The 13,967-nt window shown below is 34.7% G+C and carries 13 protein-coding genes and 1 riboswitch; of the genes, 4 read left to right on the top strand and 9 right to left on the bottom strand.

Going from position 1 to position 13,967, the window contains the following annotated elements; all coding sequences use genetic code 11:
• Positions 1-22: 22 nt before the first annotated feature.
• Positions 23-613 carry a TetR/AcrR family transcriptional regulator gene (locus tag ACE1MS_RS06375; protein WP_031417850.1) on the bottom strand — a complete coding sequence of 197 codons (591 nt, stop codon included), beginning with the start codon at positions 611-613 and terminating at the stop codon, positions 23-25.
• 126 nt (positions 614-739) lie between these two features.
• Here ACE1MS_RS06375 and ACE1MS_RS06370 point away from each other — a divergent pair, with 126 nt between their 5' ends.
• On the top strand, positions 740-1,732 hold the full coding sequence (locus ACE1MS_RS06370; RefSeq protein WP_447402773.1) for an NADPH:quinone oxidoreductase family protein: 993 nt from the start codon (positions 740-742) through the stop codon (positions 1,730-1,732).
• A gap of 290 nt (positions 1,733-2,022) precedes the next feature.
• Complete coding sequence (locus tag ACE1MS_RS06365; RefSeq protein WP_200991036.1) at positions 2,023-3,150, top strand: acyltransferase; 1,128 nt, start codon at positions 2,023-2,025, stop codon at positions 3,148-3,150.
• 92 nt (positions 3,151-3,242) lie between these two features.
• On the opposite strand, the gene ACE1MS_RS06360 is transcribed toward ACE1MS_RS06365, so the two are convergent.
• Positions 3,243-5,720, bottom strand: coding sequence for an S-layer homology domain-containing protein (locus ACE1MS_RS06360; RefSeq protein WP_197223806.1), 2,478 nt, complete (start codon positions 5,718-5,720; stop codon positions 3,243-3,245).
• Positions 5,721-6,769: 1,049 nt separating this feature from the next.
• Here ACE1MS_RS06360 and ACE1MS_RS06355 point away from each other — a divergent pair.
• A complete protein-coding gene (locus tag ACE1MS_RS06355; RefSeq protein ID WP_036215124.1) occupies positions 6,770-7,285 on the top strand; it encodes a YwhD family protein in 516 nt (171 codons plus the stop codon).
• The gene (locus tag ACE1MS_RS06350) at positions 7,285-7,521 is read left to right on the top strand and encodes an indolepyruvate ferredoxin oxidoreductase subunit alpha (protein ID WP_036165899.1); all 237 of its coding nucleotides are present in this window, start codon (positions 7,285-7,287) and stop codon (positions 7,519-7,521) included. Before ACE1MS_RS06355 ends, ACE1MS_RS06350 begins: the two co-directional genes overlap by 1 nt.
• Before the next feature lie 152 nt (positions 7,522-7,673).
• Here the strand turns inward: ACE1MS_RS06350 and ACE1MS_RS06345 are convergent, their stop codons facing one another.
• From ACE1MS_RS06345 to ACE1MS_RS06315, 7 genes are all read right to left on the bottom strand, one after another.
• Positions 7,674-7,940 (bottom strand): hypothetical protein, encoded by a 267-nt coding sequence (locus ACE1MS_RS06345; RefSeq protein ID WP_447402772.1) that lies wholly within the window; start codon positions 7,938-7,940, stop codon positions 7,674-7,676.
• A gap of 159 nt (positions 7,941-8,099) precedes the next feature.
• Positions 8,100-8,537, bottom strand: a complete 438-nt coding sequence (gene dut, locus ACE1MS_RS06340) for a dUTP diphosphatase (RefSeq protein WP_012293537.1) — start codon at positions 8,535-8,537, stop codon at positions 8,100-8,102.
• A gap of 11 nt (positions 8,538-8,548) precedes the next feature.
• Positions 8,549-9,517, bottom strand: a complete 969-nt coding sequence (nrdF, locus tag ACE1MS_RS06335; protein ID WP_031417839.1) for a class 1b ribonucleoside-diphosphate reductase subunit beta — start codon at positions 9,515-9,517, stop codon at positions 8,549-8,551.
• Positions 9,505-11,598, bottom strand: a complete 2,094-nt coding sequence (gene nrdE / locus ACE1MS_RS06330) for a class 1b ribonucleoside-diphosphate reductase subunit alpha (protein WP_031417837.1) — start codon at positions 11,596-11,598, stop codon at positions 9,505-9,507. The genes nrdF and nrdE overlap by 13 nt, the downstream gene beginning before the upstream one ends.
• On the bottom strand, positions 11,595-11,954 hold the full coding sequence (gene nrdI, locus ACE1MS_RS06325) for a class Ib ribonucleoside-diphosphate reductase assembly flavoprotein NrdI (protein WP_012293534.1): 360 nt from the start codon (positions 11,952-11,954) through the stop codon (positions 11,595-11,597). The genes nrdE and nrdI overlap by 4 nt, the downstream gene beginning before the upstream one ends.
• Positions 11,951-12,175: a glutaredoxin family protein gene (locus ACE1MS_RS06320; protein ID WP_031417836.1), complete on the bottom strand. Its 225-nt coding sequence runs from the start codon at positions 12,173-12,175 to the stop codon at positions 11,951-11,953. Before ACE1MS_RS06320 ends, nrdI begins: the two co-directional genes overlap by 4 nt.
• 117 nt (positions 12,176-12,292) lie before the next feature.
• Positions 12,293-12,470, bottom strand: a riboswitch (cobalamin riboswitch).
• 526 nt (positions 12,471-12,996) lie between these two features.
• Complete coding sequence (locus ACE1MS_RS06315; protein ID WP_447402771.1) at positions 12,997-13,902, bottom strand: NAD(P)/FAD-dependent oxidoreductase; 906 nt, start codon at positions 13,900-13,902, stop codon at positions 12,997-12,999.
• Positions 13,903-13,967: the final 65 nt, after the last annotated feature.

Here is a 13,967-nt window from a genome sequence, read left to right as displayed (position 1 = left end):
TAGCTGTAAATCTTTAAAATTTCTACGTTTTTAATAATTTTAAAATACTATTCAAACATGTTTCTTTATAATATTGATGTTGTTCTTTTAAATCATCGGTTAACCATTGTATCAAAGAACCATCAATCATCGCCCTCATCATTTTTGCACTTGCGAGGGAATCCATATCCTGACAAAACACACCCTCATGTTGTCCCAACTTAATAATTTCTTGTCCGATTCCCCAGCAATTCTCATAAAATTTTAAGTTTATTTTCTTATACGCTTCATTTCCATTCGCTTGGGCTAAAAAATCTAAATACACTCTGTAAAATTTTTTATTATCTTGAGGGGATACAAAAACAGCATTTAAATAGGCGTGAAGTTTTTCAATTGCTGTCTCGTATTTGGCGATTTCTTTTATTTCAAAACTATAGATTTTGTTTGTTGTGGATTCCAGTAATTCTAATAATATGTTTTGCTTGCTCGTAAAGTAATAGTGGACTACCCCTTTCGAAACATTTGCATGATTGGCTATATCTTGTAATGTGACATTATCGTAGCCTAATTTTGAAACAGCATCAAAGGCTGCTTTCATTATCTGTTTTTTTCGTTCTTCCTCTTTCTTTTTCATAGAAGCCTCCAATGACTTGATACAAGTCATTATACATGAACAGAGTGCATTTTCCAATTTTATGTTGACCGGTCAGAATAATTTTGATACTGTTTAATGGAATTAGATTGTAGGAGGATGTTTACGATGACAGTAGAAAACTTTAAAGCGTTGGTCGTCAATCAAGATGAAAATTTTACAGTGAAAGTTAATGATCTTACTTTAAATGATCTTCCGAATGGTGAGGTATTAATTAAAGTAAGCTACTCTGGCATTAATTATAAAGACAGTCTGGCAGCTATACAGGATGGTAAAATCGTTACTTCCTATCCTTTCGTACCTGGGATTGATTTAGCTGGGATTGTTGTATCCTCTGAAGATTCTCGCTTTCAAGAGGGTGACAAGGTAATTGCAACAAGCTATGAAATTGGCGTATCTCATTTTGGAGGATTTAGTGAATACGCTCGAATCCCTTCTAAATGGATTGTTCCATGTCCAAGCGGTCTTTCTCTCAAAGAGGCAATGATTATAGGAACAGCAGGATTTACGGCTGCTTTGTCGATTCAAAGATTACAGGAAAATGGCATTAGTCCTGAGAATGGAAAAATCCTTGTTACGGGGGCAACTGGTGGTGTAGGTAGTTTCGCTGTCTCAATTCTCTCAACACTAGGTTATCAAGTAGAAGCAAGTACAGGGAAAGATTCAGAACATGAATACTTGAATAACCTGGGGGCCACTTCAATTGTAACTCGTGAAGAGGTATTTGATGGGAAGATTAGAGCATTAGGCAAACAAAAATGGGCTGCAGCTGTCGATTCTGTTGGAGGAGAACCACTTGCCTCTTTATTAAGTCAAATTCAGTATGGCGGTGCTGTTGCTAGCAGTGGGTTAACAGCAGGAACAAACCTTCCTACAAGCGTCTTCCCCTTTATTTTAAGAGGTGTAAATTTACTTGGAATTGATTCTGTTTATTGTCCAATGGATGTACGATTGAACATATGGGATCGTTTAGCAACTGATTTTAAACCAGCTAACCTTGAAGGCTTCATTTATCAAGAGGTAACATTACAGCAACTTCCAAATGTTTTACCTATTTTATTGAAAGGTCAAGCAAGAGGTCGATTTCTTGTGAAATTATAAATAGATACTCCTATATAAAGTGCGAACGAAAGCCTCCTTACATATGAATGTAGGAAGGCTTTTAAAATACTTTTTTCAGTACTTCAAGCTACTATGCATCAGGCATGGTAGCTTTTTTATTGTTTGACACCCGCCTGACATAAAAATTCATTATAGTAAGCCATGACCGTACCACTAGACGATTCTGATAAAAAATTGTCTAAATTCATGGTTCTAAACATACCATTAATGTATATGAGCATTACATTCAGGGAACTCAAAAACTATCAACTATTTTTGGAGATGATTATATGAAACGAGCACATATTGATGAATTAAATATTACTAGAGCCTTAGCTATACTAGCTGTACTTCTTATCCATTCTACTAGTACACCTGTTACAGCTTTGTCCAGCGAATCAAAACTCTACTCTATTTATGTTTTCTTCAATATTTTTCCTAAATTTGCTGTCCCTGTTTTTATTTTTTTAAGTGGGTTTGTTTTATTTTACAACTATATCCAAAAGGATTTCACCAAAAAACTGATTGTTTGTTTTTATAAAAAAAGAGTGACCCAAATACTTATTCCCTATCTCTTTTTTTCTGTCTTTTATTTTGCCGCTATGCAATTTTATGTGACGCGCGATTTTTCATTAGCATGGCACGCCCTTTTTAGTGTTGAATTTCTTCAGAAACTATTAATTGGAAAAGCATATACTCATTTATATTATATATTTATTATGGTGCAGTTCTATCTAATGTTCCCGTTATTCTTATATATTTTAAAGAAAAAACCTGCCCTATCCCCTCTTCTGATTTGGACAGGACTAGCTCTTCAATGGATATTTATCCTATTAAATGCTGAGTATTGGCAGTATCCTTATAGAGGGAGTATTTCATTCTCTTATATACTTTATTTCTTGGCTGGTGGATTTTTAGGGGTTTATTTTGAAAAATATAAACAGTGGTTCCAACTAACCCAAAAAAACTTTCCGATTTCTATTTATTTCATTTGGGCTATTTGGTTATTTTCTACAATTTATAATATTTATCTATATTACTTTGTTTATTCATCTTCAACCTATTTAGCCAACAGTATCGTATTTGAACTAGTCTTTCAGCTACAATCTTTAACGGCCTGTATCGTCTTGTTACAGCTTTCTTTCTGGATTTTTAATAGAGGGAATAAAGCCTTGGTAAATGCCCTTATTAATCTTGGTACATTATCATTTGGCATTTATCTACTACATCCTTTTTTCCTCTTCCTTTATCGCCAAATTCCTGTCAGCGGTAATAGTCTCTTATTTCATGTTTGGAGTGTCGGAGGTTTTATTGTTGCTCTATTTATTACGTGGATTGTGGTATTTTTGGTGGGGAAATATTTTAAATATCATTGGATTGCATTCGGACCGATTCCAAAAAAATTTCCTTATAAATAAATGTTGCCTCTTATAATAGTAGAAACTATATTGACTAACAAAAAAGCCCTGTGGAAATTGTTCCACAGAGCTTTTTTCAATAATCGGCTTAATTATTTTGAAATTGAACCGTCTTTTACTTTGTTGTTATTAGCATCAACAAGGTTTGTAGCTTTAAATTCAACTACAATGCTATCAGTTAAAGCATAGTCAGCTTTAGTTGTCACAGTTAATTTACCATTAGCTACAGCAGCTTTAGCCACTTCTACAGTTGAACCAGCAATTTTTACTGTTAAACCTGTTGGTGTAGCTTGATCAGCAATACTTTCAGTGAAGTCAACTGTAAATGTTTTGCTATCTACTACTGTTACTTTAGAAGCTACAGGTACAATATTTTCTTTAAGAGCCACTAGAGTAGTAGCTTTTCCATTTTTAAGAGTGTTACCTTTTGTATCTACTACATTTTTAGCTTCAAGTACATAATTACCATTTGCCGTGATAGAACCTTCTGGTAAAGTGAATCGTACTTTTTTAGTGCCGTCCACAAATTGAAGTTGAGTGCCAGCAGGTAGCTCTTTTCCTCCAAGTGTGTAGTTAGAAGCATTTGTTGCTGTTGCAGTCACATCAGCAGCATATTCAACAGTGAATACATTGTTATCTGTTACAACAACTGGTGTTGTCCCAAGTACTAATGAATCTGTAGTAGTTTCTGGTGTAGCTTCATACGTTCCAGTTGTCACATTGAATGTAATTGTATCTGCAGTTACGTTGCCAGCTAAGTCAGCCACTGCTTTAGCAGATAATTCAAATGTATATGTTGAATTACTATCTAAATCAATGTCCACTTTCACCGTATTTTTCTCTGCACCCTCAATTTTACCGTTACCATCTACATCATAACCAGCATCTGCTTTTACAGCTGTTTCTTTTCCAGTAGTGTAAGCAATACCATTTTGAGTTTTAAGAGTTAATTTACCATCTACTTTTACTGGTTCGCTAAAAGTAAGGTATAGCGCATCTACATCAGTAGTAGCATTTACATCATCAGCTACTAACATTTTAGTAGAAGCAGATACAAGTGTAGCAGGCGTTAAATCTTTAGATAGAATAGCCTTGAACTCAAATGCATCTCCTGCATTGCCAGCTAAATCTTTTTGTCCTTCTACTTTAACGTCCGCATTAATGAATGTAGCTGTACCTAATGCAGCTTTTGCATCAATAGTAAATACAGTTTTATCTTCTGCATCTTTCATATCAGCATCTTTTAAGTAGTAAACCGTAGAACCAACCGTTACTTTTGCATATTCTTCAGCAGTAGCGCCCGCATCTGCATCAAGATTTTGCTTCATTAATTCTTCTGAGAAATCAAACGTAATTTCTGTACCATTCACAGCAGTTGAAACAGTTGGTTTTGAATTATCAACGTCTGCTTTTAGAACCGTGAAGTTCACTGCAATCGGATTTGCAATATTATTAGCAAAGTCAGTTGCTCCTACGATGTCTACTTTATAAGTCTGTTCAGCAGTTAAACCTTTGATTGTTAATGTCTTTCCAGATAAAGTATAACGATCTTTAGCAAGTTCAGTACCATTTAAGCTAACTGTTCCTTCGTTTTGTACAAGCTCATCGAAAGTGATTACTGCTGTTGTGCCTTTTGCTTCAACAGAATTTACGCTAACAGGAGTTGTATCAGCAAATGTGATTAATTTATTAAACTCTTCAGTTAGAACTTTTGCATCTGCTTTTGTTTTGATTGGGTTTACAGTTACTTTGCCATTTGTTAATTTAATTTCTTTATCAGTTGTTAAAATAACAGTCATTCCGTCTTCAGAAACTTTTGCGTTCGTAATAGCTACCCCGTCAATAGCGTATTTCGCTGTTACAGCAGCATCTTTTGCATCAACAGCTGTGTTGAACTTCACTTCAAATTCTTTTGCGTTAAGCCCTTTTACAGATTCTACTGCTGGTATTACTTCTTGAACTGCATCAATTGTACGCTTTACCATAGTAGCAAATTCTTCGCGGCTAATTTTATCCTGTGGTGCTAATAATGATCCTTTACCATTAATTACACCATTTTCAACAGCTGTTTCTAAGTAAGATACAGCCCATTTAGAAGCTTTAGAAGCATCTGAGAATTGACTAAGGTCTGCTTTACCAGTTAATTGATAACCTTGTACGATAACTTTTGCAGCTTGTTCTCTTGTTAATTGTGCTTTCGGTTCAAATTTACCATTACCCATACCATCAAATAATTCTGGTGAAGTGGCAAGCACTGCATTATAGAACCAGTCATTTTCATCTACATCTGTAAAATCTTCTGTTCCAGTAGCTTTTAAGTCTAATGCTTTTGATAAAATTTCAGCAGCTTCAGCACGAGTAAGTGTACCAGCTGGGTTGAAGTTTCCTTTTTCGTCACCTTGGATGAAACCTTTGTCAGTTAAAAACTGTACTGCTTCTTTTGCCCATGATGAAATGCTACCTGCATCATTAAATTCAGCAGCTGATGCTACCGGTACGATTGCTGATGCTACAAGTGCTGCTGTAGCAGTAGTTGCAAAAAATTTACGACCTTTGTTATGTTTCGTCATTTGTATATTCCTCCAGAATTCAAATAAATTATATTATTCTGTGAGAACAATATTATCGCTCTATTAAATTTTATTAATATGTATAATACGTTCTCTCAAATAATAATTACTAATAGTTATGGATAAAGCAGCCTTCAAAAATTTTCATGATGAAATATACCAATCAATCTTAAATTTGCTTTACAAGACAATAATATAACTACATTACCAATAAATAAACGCTAAAAATAAGGTAATTTTAATACCAAATTGGTCGTATAGGTAATTATTTCATAAATAATTACCTATAAATAGAAACTCATAGAGAAATGAAGACAAGATGCAGAAAAAAACAGTTATTTATTGCTGGAAACTTTAACTTTCTATTTTTTTAGATTCCATTTATTTTTTAAAATAATAGTAGGGCTAATAGCTTTTCTAACGATATAAATGTAAAATATTAACAGGCTAAATTCTATGCTAATAAAATAAAAATTGTTAAAATCATTGTTTCGCTAATTGAGTGAGCTTGAAATTATATATCGTTTTTTTGAAGGGATGGATGAAAATAAATATAGGAAAGATGCGTTTTTTCATAATGATGGCAGAAGAATTGAATGTTGTCGTGCAGCAGAATGTCTGTGGATGGCACTACCTCCCCTTAGTCAAGTAAACCTTTTCAACAGACTAGGAGAATGGTTGAGCTCCATTTATCCTAAATCATCCTCTTAATAGACTATTTTTCAAGTTCCTTAATTACGTGAAATTCCAAAATTTTTAAGCGAAATATCCATAACTGTATATAGTTAATTTACCAGATCATAACAATTCAGACGTAAGTCCGAAGACAACAAAGGATAATAAGCTGTATAGTTCAGTTATACTTTTTAATCTAAAAAGTATAAGGAGAAATCCTAGGCAGCCCTTACGCATAGTTTAAAATTGCTACTAAAACGTTCAATTAGATTCTTTTTTAAAGCTATCGTAATAAGTGTGCTATTTTTTGTACTATAAATTGTTTGGAAATCGGAACATGTAAATATTGTAGAAAGTATGTGGGGGTGTTTTCTATGAAAGAAAAGATACATTTTACCATCTTAAGTAATGATTCAACCGATGGAGATGGGGGTTACGGCGTAGGTACCCTTGATTTAAATAATGTAACGCCTATTATTATAGATTGTGAAAAAAAACACGTATTTATAGACCTAGAAGCCTTACATGGGCGAAGTATTATTGAAAAAAAAGTGCGTTTTTCACCAGATTTAGCTCATGCTAGTGACGATTATAATCGTTATTGGATCGTTTGGGTAGCTCTTCAGGTCGGGGAAAATGGACCTTATTATGCGGGATGTACTGCAAGTGAAGTACGGGTAGCAAAGGAAGAACGACGCATTAAACTTGGCTATAAATCGTTGCCAGAGCAAGTAAATTATTTAGATAAAGCACTTAAAGGGACATTTATCCTAAGTCATGTCGATCCCAATTCAAAAAAACTACTTTTCCAATTTTTATCTGAATTTAATGAACAGTATTGGAAGCACTCGCCTGAAGAATTAAAACATCAATTAGGGGAGGATTTATAATGGCCTTTGTAATTACAGAATTATGTAGGGATGAAAAAGCAGCCGTTTGTTTAGATGTCTGTCCCGTAAATTGCATTGTAAATACAGATACACAATATGTCATTAACCCTGATATCTGTATCGATTGTGGCGCTTGTGAATTAGTTTGTCCCGTAGAGGCTATTTTTTTTGAGGATGAATTGCCTGCTGAATATCATTCTGCCACTCTACTAGCACGTAACTATTTTCGGAACTAGATGATATACAGCTTACTATCTAATTCCAGCAGCAATATATTGATTGAATAGATGTCATGATTTAGAGCTCTGAACGTCATGTGAAAAAGTAGTACAAACGATGGTTTGTACTACTCATATACTTTTTATTTGATCTTAGCGAACAAACCATATTACTTGCTATCTATTTTCAAGACCTCCCAAATAGAATTATCTACTTCTTTTGCTTGTCTATAGGGTAGCTCTCTATTAGCCTTCGCATTCCAATATGCCTCCCCGACAGGTTTATTACCTAATTCAAAATCTATACCATCCCACGTACCTTCACGAAATGCATAAAATGCCCAATGACAGCCATAATCATTAAAAATATCCATTAAATACTTGATATATTGATCCGCTCCAGCAACCATTCGGTTAATGCCAAACTCTTCTGCCATATTATTACCTCATATAAATCCTACTGAACCTACGTTACACAAATGTGACAACCTATGTTTAAATATAAATTGATTAGATTATTCTAGGGAAAAATAAAAAGGATTGAGTTCAGTACATACCAAACTCAATCCTTACAAACGCCTATTGAAAACTTAATCTTATTTTGTACCACTCGCTCCAAATCCCGAAGTTCCACGAACCGTTTGAGATAATTCATTAACTTCCAAGAGTTGAATAGTAGGGACAAATTGAATCACCATCTGGGCAATTCGCATAGATTTTTCTACGAAGAACGTATCTTGACCATGATTAATTAAAATTACACCGATTTCCCCTCTATAGCCTTCATCGATTGTTCCTGGGCTATTGAGCACTGTAATACTATGTTTTAAGGCTAGTCCACTTCTTGGTCGAATTTGTGCTTCCGTTCCTTTTGGTAATTCAATTTGAATTCCTGTTTTAATTAATTTAGTCCCACCAGCAGGTATCTCTACAGTTTCAATGGAATAGAGGTCCATCCCAGCATCGCCAGGGTTAGCTTGCATGGGTAGCATTGCATCTTCATGCATTCTTTTGATTTTTACTTCTACATTCATTGTTCTTCATCCTAACGATTAAAATTAAATGTGTCATCTGTAATTGGCGCTACTTTTGCCTTAGCATAGGTAGCCCCCTTTTGTGAAAAGAAATCATATGTGGAGCCCTCATTACGAATTCCATTCATAACGATTGGATTCACTTCTTCTTCAGGAAACATAGCTTCAAAACCAACATTCATTAAGGCTTTATTTGCATTATAACGCACATAGGCTTTTACCTCAGGCGATAATCCTGTCTCCGCATAAATGTCCTCTGTATATTTCATTTCATTCTGATATAAATCCAGCAGTAATTCATAGCCCCATAATTGTAAAGCTTCTTGCTTTTCTTTTGAAAATTGCTTATAAAGATTTTGAGCAAAAAATCCTACTGCAACACCATGAATGGATTCGTCGCGCAAAATGAGGGAAATAATTTCAGCACTGTTTCTTAAAAAACCTTGCCCACCTAAGTATAATGGGTAGAAAAAGCCAGAATAGAAAAGGAAGGATTCAAGCATAACGGATGAAAACATCGCTTTCCATAAGCTCTCAGCGTCCCCTTCTTCAATACTATTATAAATATCCGCTATTTTATTTGCCTTATATTGTAAATATTCATTTTTCTTTACCCATTCAAAGAGCTCGTCTATTTCCTCGTTTGTGCAAAGCGTTGTAAATATATAAGAATATGATTTAGCATGTATTGCCTCAAATGCATCAAAAACGGTTAATACAGCCTTTTCCTGTAAATCATCTGTATAAGCAGCAACACGATTCATCCCAATATTTGTCTGAACGGTATCCAGCAAGGTTAATCCTGCAAACACTTTTTTATACGTGTCCTGATGCTCAAAACTTTTCCACTGTTGAATATCTTTACTCACTGCAATTTCTTCGGGAAACCAAATTTGCTTCCATTGCTGGTCCCAAAAAATTTGGGCCAGTTCACTTGTTGCTTTGTTCCAGTTGACTGCCTCATACACTATATTTGACATGCTACACACTCCTCTAAGCTTTGTAATCGTTGACGAACATAGTAAACGGACTTAATCCCTTTAACCCATGCATAAATGTATACTTTAGCTAGTTGTTCTGTTGTCCAATTATCAGTGACATAAAGAGTCATTGAAATACCTTGGTCAACATGTTTTTGGGAAGCTGCGTATAAATCAATTAAATCATAAGGATCAACATCATATGCCTCTACATATAGATGACTGTTTTCATTTGTTAAATGTGGCATTGGATAAATTGTTCGACTATCTGCATAATCACGAACCTCTACACGTTCTGTACATGGAGAGATGGAGGCCGTACAGCTACGAATGTACGATATACTACCAGTTGGTGCTATAGCTAAACGATATGAATGGAATAAGCCATATTGCATAACATCTTGCTTTAATAATTCCCACATTTTACTAGTAATGATTGGAATGTTTCCGAGTGCTTTTAATACAGCAGGTGAAAGCTCTTCTTCAGTCTTATTTACATATTGATCAAAATAGATACCTGAAGCATAGTCGCTATCTTCAAATCGATAGAACGTTTCTGCTTTTTCTTTAGCCATTTCCATCGATGATTTTAGAGAATAATAGTTCATTGCTTCCATAAAGCGGTCCATGAAATGAATAGAATCTTTCGAGCCATACATAATTCCCTCCGTAACAAGATGTCCATGGAGATTCATACACCCTAGACCTACTGAGTGCATTAATTGATTGGCTTTTGCGACCGACGGAACATTTTTGATGTGCGTCATTTGGGATACATTTGTTAATAAGTGCATAGCTGTATCGATTAATGCTTCAAAATCATTTACTTTACTCGCTGCGTGGATATCAATTGACCCTAAATTACACGACACATCTAACCCATATTCGTTAGGTTGATCTTGATCTGTGATAACACTAGTTTCTTGAACTTGCAAGATTTCAGTACATAAGTTTGACATTTTTACGCGACCGATATTTTTTAGTGGATGTACGTCATTAACATTATCATCAAAAATTTCAAAGGGATAACCGGATTCGAATTGAGCTTTTTTTACCTCTGTATAGAGTCTACGCGCATTCAAACGTTTAATTTTACGGATTTTAGGATTATCTAGTAGTTCATAGTACATGTCAGAAATTGAAATTTCCGACATTCGTTTACCATATACTTTAAAAATATCATATGGACTAAATAACACTATATCTTTATCACGCTTCATCAGTTCGAAGAAAATACTTGGTATAATAATACCTGTTGATAGTGTTGCGAGGCGAATTTTATCATCAGCATTTGGTTTTTTTGATGAAATAAAATTCTCTATATCTGCATGGAAAATATTTAGGTAAACAACTCCTGAGCCATTACGCTGACCAAGCTGATTAGAATAACTAAAAGAATTTTCTAATAGTTTCGCCACTGGAATCACACCACTTGCACGATTTAGTATTTCTTTAATTGGATCACCTAAAGGACGTAAATCCGTTAAGTTGACCCCGACCCCTCCACCTAGACGTGATAGCTCTAAACAATAACCAATATTTTCAGCGATGCTATTCATGGAGTCATCCATGGATAATTTAAAGCAACTTACTAATTCGCCACGAGCTTTCTTCCCACTATTTAATGCAGTAGGCGTTGCAGGTTGATAGGCTTCCATCATCGCTTCCACAGAACGTTCTGCTAGTACCGTGTTCCCCTGTGCCAAGTACAAGGCAATAATGACAATCCGGTCCTCATATTTTTCTAAGATTTCTTCTCCATCACGACTTTTCATAGCGTAGCTGTCATAAAATTTGCTAGCACTCATAAATGATGGGAAACGGAAATTATAATCATACGCTTTTTTGTACAACTTTTTAATAAAATCCATCTCGTACATGTCGATAAAAGCTTTTTCGTAGTAGCCTTCATCAACTAAATAGCGGATTTTTTCCTCTATATCTATAAAGTAACGTAAACGTACGTTGACATATTCTAAAAAGTAGCGGCGCGTAGCCTCACGATCCTTTTCTAACTCTAGTAGCCCCGTTGTACTATAACGATTCAGTACGTCATTATTAAGCTTTAAATAAGTTTTCATCCCATTACCCTCGTTTCATAAAACGTTTGTATAGCTTCATAATCTGTTTGATTGCCGCGCAAATCTAATTTCCTCACTAATGGTACATGATAGGTAGTAGCAATTTTCTCTCCTGCTGCGCCAAATACATGATGTCCAAAGTTACTGTTGCCACTAGCAACTACTCCTTTACAAAAATCTCTGTTTTTATCTAAGAAACGTTGCACTTTTGCCGGAATGTCGCCTAAACCATCTGTGTATGTAATTAAAAGATAAGGCTTATTCAAGCTTAATTCCTCTGAGAGTTCAATAGATTCTGCCCTTAGTTTAGATACTACATTGCGGACATTTCCTGTACGACTAGCGTAAACGATCATAGTGTAATCATCTCAATACGAGAAACAATTTCCTGAACATCCCCTATAAATGTTTCATCCACCTCTAAAACAGGCACACTTAAAAAACCTGCATCAATAATTGTTTGTTTAGCTTGTTCATCGTGATCAATATTAACAATTTCTGCTTCAAGTCCTGCTCGTTGTAATTCGGATTTTACCCAAAGGCATTTTGGACAGATTGTTTTCGTATAAAGTTTCATAGTAATCCCTCTTTTCATAAAATAAAAAAGCTACCTCTTCTAAAGAGATAGCTTACATGGAAACGTTAACATACTAAAAATACTGACGTTCCCATCTCTTAATCCCCGAAGAAATGATAAATTTGTTTTATAAAGGCAGGTCTCCTGGCTTTGCTTCAATCTCTGATTTCCTTCCCATGCGAATGCACAGTGGTTACAATCATCGTCAGCTTTACAGTTGCGGGGACAGCGTCGGAATAGTACCGAACTTCCCTATTAAACTACATATAGTAGTACCTATACAAAACGAACACAATATATTGTTTTTCAATAGTTTTAAGTGTACCATCCTTTATATAAAAAGTAAATCGCGAAATAAAAGTTCATCAATTTGAGACTATTCATATTTTCTCACATAACCTTAAACGAAAGAGCTAAAACATAATCATATAAAAATATAACTAAAAAAAAAATAGGAAGATACATGCTGATCATTTATTTACCTAATAACGGAGGCCCAATTGAAATTTTATTCATAAAAAAGGCATCTTTCCATAATAGTAAAGATGCAATTATGACTAAAACTACATAATCGTCAACCCACTTTGAGAAAGATGTAAATCATTCATCATACTCAATATATCCTATCTTTGCAGATTTTTCGTTGTACTTGTCCCTTTGCAACTATTCATAATAATCAGGTACCTTTATCCAGTTATTCTGTATTCATAGTATAACATATCCAAGTTCTTTCTCTGTCCGCTCAACTAGGTATATTAACTTTATCCTTTATTTACAAAAATAGCTGATGAATTTTCTATACTCATCAGCTAACCTTTTACTTAAAACCTATCTATTGTCATATCCAAATTTATACTAGAGGCTGTCTTAAAACCTTCCGCAGCAGCGATCATTAAAGAAGAGGCACCCCCCTTTTCCGTTTCACCTGCAACATATATTCCAGCCGCTGTTGTTCGTCCAGCACCATCAGTAATAATTATCCCATTTTCATCAACTTGGCAATTTAGCTGTTTAGCAAATTTATTTGGACGATAAAAATTAGGTACGACAAATCCACCACTTCTTAAAATATGTTCACCTGTTTCTAATTCAATACTAATTAAGTTACTATCTTCCCCATGCAAGTTTTTTACACATTCTGTATACAGTTTAATTTTTTTACGTTCAAATTCACTTTGAACGTTATCGGAAAGTTGATGACCATTCGTAAAAACGATTAAATCCTGTGACCAATTAAAAACCAATTTGGTCATATGTTTAATATGCTCCTCTTTTTCTGCTATGATAGCCAATGGCTTGTCTCTCAGCTCCCAACCATCGCAATAAGGACAGCTAAACAAGCTTTTACCATAATATTGTCTGATTTGCGGGAGGGGAAACTCCTCTTGTATTCCAGTAGCTAACAATACTTTTGCAGACATATATGATTTATTTTCCGAAGTTTTGACAAGAAATAAACCGCTTTTATCATTTTTAGTTATCTCGATAATTGTTTGATCTAACATAGATATAGATGGGTAAGATTTTATTTCTTTACTAGCTATATTCTTAAATTCTTGTGGCTTTATCCCATCTCTTGTTAAAAAACCATGCGACTCTTGAGTTACACGATTTCGATTAGTTCCATTATCAAATATAGCAATCTTTCTGCGCGCCCTTCCCAATGTTAAGGCAGCACTTAAACCAGCAGGGCCACCACCTATAATTACACAATCGTATTTATTCATCCTTTTTTCCTCCACATCAAAATATATTATAGACCTTTAATATCTGTAATTAAGGCAAAAGACAC

The organism is Lysinibacillus sp. fkY74-1 (assembly GCF_053165895.1).
The sequence above is the reverse complement of the archived record's forward strand: the minus strand, read 5'-3'. Positions and strand labels throughout refer to the sequence as shown.

Excerpts from the sequence above, each read along its gene's own strand:
- ACE1MS_RS06375 (WP_031417850.1), bottom strand. The coding sequence starts at position 613 with ATGAAAAAGAAAGAGGAAGAACGAAAAAAACAGATAATGAAAGCAGCC.
- ACE1MS_RS06370 (WP_447402773.1), top strand. The coding sequence starts at position 740 with ATGACAGTAGAAAACTTTAAAGCGTTGGTCGTCAATCAAGATGAAAAT.
- ACE1MS_RS06365 (WP_200991036.1), top strand. The coding sequence starts at position 2,023 with ATGAAACGAGCACATATTGATGAATTAAATATTACTAGAGCCTTAGCT.
- ACE1MS_RS06360 (WP_197223806.1), bottom strand. The coding sequence starts at position 5,720 with ATGACGAAACATAACAAAGGTCGTAAATTTTTTGCAACTACTGCTACA.
- ACE1MS_RS06355 (WP_036215124.1), top strand. The coding sequence starts at position 6,770 with ATGAAAGAAAAGATACATTTTACCATCTTAAGTAATGATTCAACCGAT.
- ACE1MS_RS06350 (WP_036165899.1), top strand. The coding sequence starts at position 7,285 with ATGGCCTTTGTAATTACAGAATTATGTAGGGATGAAAAAGCAGCCGTT.
- ACE1MS_RS06345 (WP_447402772.1), bottom strand. The coding sequence starts at position 7,940 with ATGGCAGAAGAGTTTGGCATTAACCGAATGGTTGCTGGAGCGGATCAA.
- dut (WP_012293537.1), bottom strand. The coding sequence starts at position 8,537 with ATGAATGTAGAAGTAAAAATCAAAAGAATGCATGAAGATGCAATGCTA.
- nrdF (WP_031417839.1), bottom strand. The coding sequence starts at position 9,517 with ATGTCAAATATAGTGTATGAGGCAGTCAACTGGAACAAAGCAACAAGT.
- nrdE (WP_031417837.1), bottom strand. The coding sequence starts at position 11,598 with ATGAAAACTTATTTAAAGCTTAATAATGACGTACTGAATCGTTATAGT.
- nrdI (WP_012293534.1), bottom strand. The coding sequence starts at position 11,954 with ATGATCGTTTACGCTAGTCGTACAGGAAATGTCCGCAATGTAGTATCT.
- ACE1MS_RS06320 (WP_031417836.1), bottom strand. The coding sequence starts at position 12,175 with ATGAAACTTTATACGAAAACAATCTGTCCAAAATGCCTTTGGGTAAAA.
- ACE1MS_RS06315 (WP_447402771.1), bottom strand. The coding sequence starts at position 13,902 with ATGAATAAATACGATTGTGTAATTATAGGTGGTGGCCCTGCTGGTTTA.